We start from the raw sequence: 2,740 nt of genomic DNA on the forward strand, positions 1-2,740 counted from the left end.
GGCGGCTATCTCGCGCGTGGGCATGATCCGCCGCCAGGCAACACCGTCATGTGGAGAGGACTTTCGCGCCTGATGGACATCGAACTCGGCGCCAGGATCGGAGCGCAAATCTATGGGTAATTAAAAGTCGATCCGCACGGTTACAGACGACAGCTTGCGGCTCCTCGCCACAACGGAACTCTACCTGTCCAAGACCACGCAGGCAAAATTGCGCGTGGTTCTCTCGCCATAGGCTGCAGCGAGGCTGGCTCCATGACAGGCGGCTGACATGATCTTCGCCGTGGACGAACGATGGAGAACGCCTGGCGAGTGTGGCAGACGCTCTCGAAAATTCATTCTATTGACGACTCGCGCAGGCGCTCGTCCATTCAGAAGTAGAATGGCGAGGCAAGCCAACTCAGGATGACTTGACCGGAGGGCGTCTCAGTCGGCCAGCGCTCCAAGGCCTGCCGCAGCTCGCTCGTCTTGCTCGGGTGCATGAGGCATCTCCGGCAATGGCGCGGCCGTTTCCACCGTCATCCCTTCTTCGGGTGCGAGCCGACAAGAGCCGCCTGATGTGAGATAGATCCTTTTTCCTTTGAGACATTGGGCATCGCATGCGGCCTCTTCATGGGGCTGGTCTGATCGCAGGACAGCTGCGCCTCGATCCCTTGACCGCAACAGCGGGTCCGGACCTGCGGTCCTGCCGATCTTTTTCCCCGAGCTGCGCTCTTCCTCGCGAAACAAAAAGACCGTCCCCGCGCCGTCCTCCACTCCGTTTCGGGCCTGCGGCTGCGGCGTGATCGCCTGACGATCCTTCGACAGTTGGCAGCGGCAAGCCGCGCGAGCCAGCTGGAAAGCAATTGGTCTGGGTGGGGCGAGACAGTCTTTGGCAGCGGGCGCAGCGTCAGGTCCCAGACTTTTCGAGCCGCCGCTGAACCGGCGCATGGCGTGACCAGACCGGCGTCCATTTGGTGATTACGTCATCAGTGATGCATTCCTCGCCGGAGCGAATGGCATCGATGGAAAGATCCTTGACCAACGCGAAGATGCGAGATGTCACCCCGCCGGTCAGCGCCAGCATCTGCTTGAGGGACTTGACCCTCAGATTGGACTTCTTCTGCAACGGCATGGCAGCAATGAGGGTCTGGATCATGTCCGAGAACTCGGCGTCGTCGCGCCAGTTCGGCAGGTGATGCTCGTCCAGCCTTCTGACAAGCTGGACATCCCCGCGAATGGCATCGACGGCCTCACTGACCCCCAAGCAGACCAGCGACGCTTCAAGTTCGTTGCTGAGGTAACGCAGGACATTCAGGAAGCGGCGCTGCTCGCGATGAATCCCGGCTAATAGGTTGTGAACTTCGTCGATCATGATCATCCGCAGGCCGAGGTCGCGCAGGAGGGCTATGACACGAACCTCGAGAGAGGCGACGCTTTGTGCGCGTAAGCCCAGCGACGTTGCCGGCGCACCGACGGCTGCGAGAATGTGCAGATAGAACCGCCGCTCGTCTGGGGCCGGAGGCGCCTGCAACAAGAGCAGCGGTGTGTGGGTTATGCCTGCGACCGGATCATATTCCGGCGCGTATCGGCGCGACAGGTTTCGGGCAATCATCGTCTTGCCAATGCCCGACGCACCATGAACCAGAAGGCCAGGTATCCGGGTTTGCCGTGGCGCTTCTATCAGGCTCTGCAACCTGTCCAGAACCTGCTCTGCGCGTGGAAAGCCGATCCAGATGTCCGATTGAATGAGGGCGATACGACCGTCTTCCCCAGTTCCGTCTGCTCTCAAGTTACCATCTCTCCACCTTGAACAGCGGCCGCGAGGTATCACCAGTGTCGACAGGGCGCAGCCCCTCGGACGGTGGATCGGACCGGATTGAATCTTTCAGCGTACCTCGTCTTTCGCGGGATCGCCGTTCAGCCATGGCCAGCCGTCGGCTTTCATCCGCGATCTGGCGTTGCTGATGGATCAACTGGGCAAGCACCGTCTCATTGGATCCTTTCTTGCCCAAAGCGCGACCCTTCTGCATGGCTTCGCGATATTCCCAAAGCGACACCGGCGGGATTTCCAGGTTGCGGTACCGCGCTTCGACACAACGTCCGCCTTCCAGTTCGACCCATATCGCAGAGAGGTCGCGGGGATCGTACCGCACGACCACTTTTCCATCCTTACGGCTGACATGCCCCGCCAGGGCATCCGCCCAATAGCGGATGCCGAACAGATGGATGCCGTCACGCCGAACCTGCCGCTGTTCACTTGGTAGGAAGCTCACTCGAAACGCATCCATGTCGACGGGAATGTCGCCCGACATTTCGCCAGACAGCGCGTCCCATTTGGCAACGGGAGTGCACCCAAGGCTCGAGTGAATGCTGTTGTTGTAACGGCAGATTTCCAAGGCGAACCAGCTATCGAACTCACTCAGGGTCATCGTGGCTATGGCTTCGGCGTTGTAGCTGCCTTTGGCGGCGACAGACGATTGCGTGGTCCCAGGTAAGAGATGAACGGCTCCCATCATTGTCCCGATCAGACGCTCGATGTGACCGCCGAAATGCGGGCTTCCCGGCGGCCTGTACACGAGACCGATGCCCCATTCCGCGCAGGCCGTCTGAAACGCCCGTGATCGGAAGTCACGACCGTAGTACATGGGGAAGCAGCGCGGCGGAGCTGGCCCGGGTTGCGGAGCCGCGCTGCGTGGGGTGGCCATGGCCGGCCAGCAGGTCTCACAGTGATGTCGCTGAACATAAGCTGGAGGCCAACCGA

The 2,740-nt window shown here is 60.7% G+C and carries 2 protein-coding genes; both read right to left on the reverse strand.

The features are described 5' to 3' along the window. Nucleotides 1-886: 886 nt before the first annotated feature. Nucleotides 887-1,768, reverse strand: a complete 882-nt coding sequence (locus FS320_RS41345; RefSeq protein ID WP_152718383.1) for a TniB family NTP-binding protein — start codon at nucleotides 1,766-1,768, stop codon at nucleotides 887-889. A 1-nt stretch (nucleotide 1,769) separates the two neighbouring features. After that, complete coding sequence (locus tag FS320_RS41350; RefSeq protein ID WP_202882962.1) at nucleotides 1,770-2,495, reverse strand: Mu transposase C-terminal domain-containing protein; 726 nt, start codon at nucleotides 2,493-2,495, stop codon at nucleotides 1,770-1,772. Between the last annotated feature and the right edge of the window lie 245 nt (nucleotides 2,496-2,740).

The organism is Microvirga tunisiensis (assembly GCF_009296175.1).
Taxonomy (GTDB): Bacteria; Pseudomonadota; Alphaproteobacteria; order Rhizobiales; family Beijerinckiaceae; genus Microvirga; species Microvirga tunisiensis.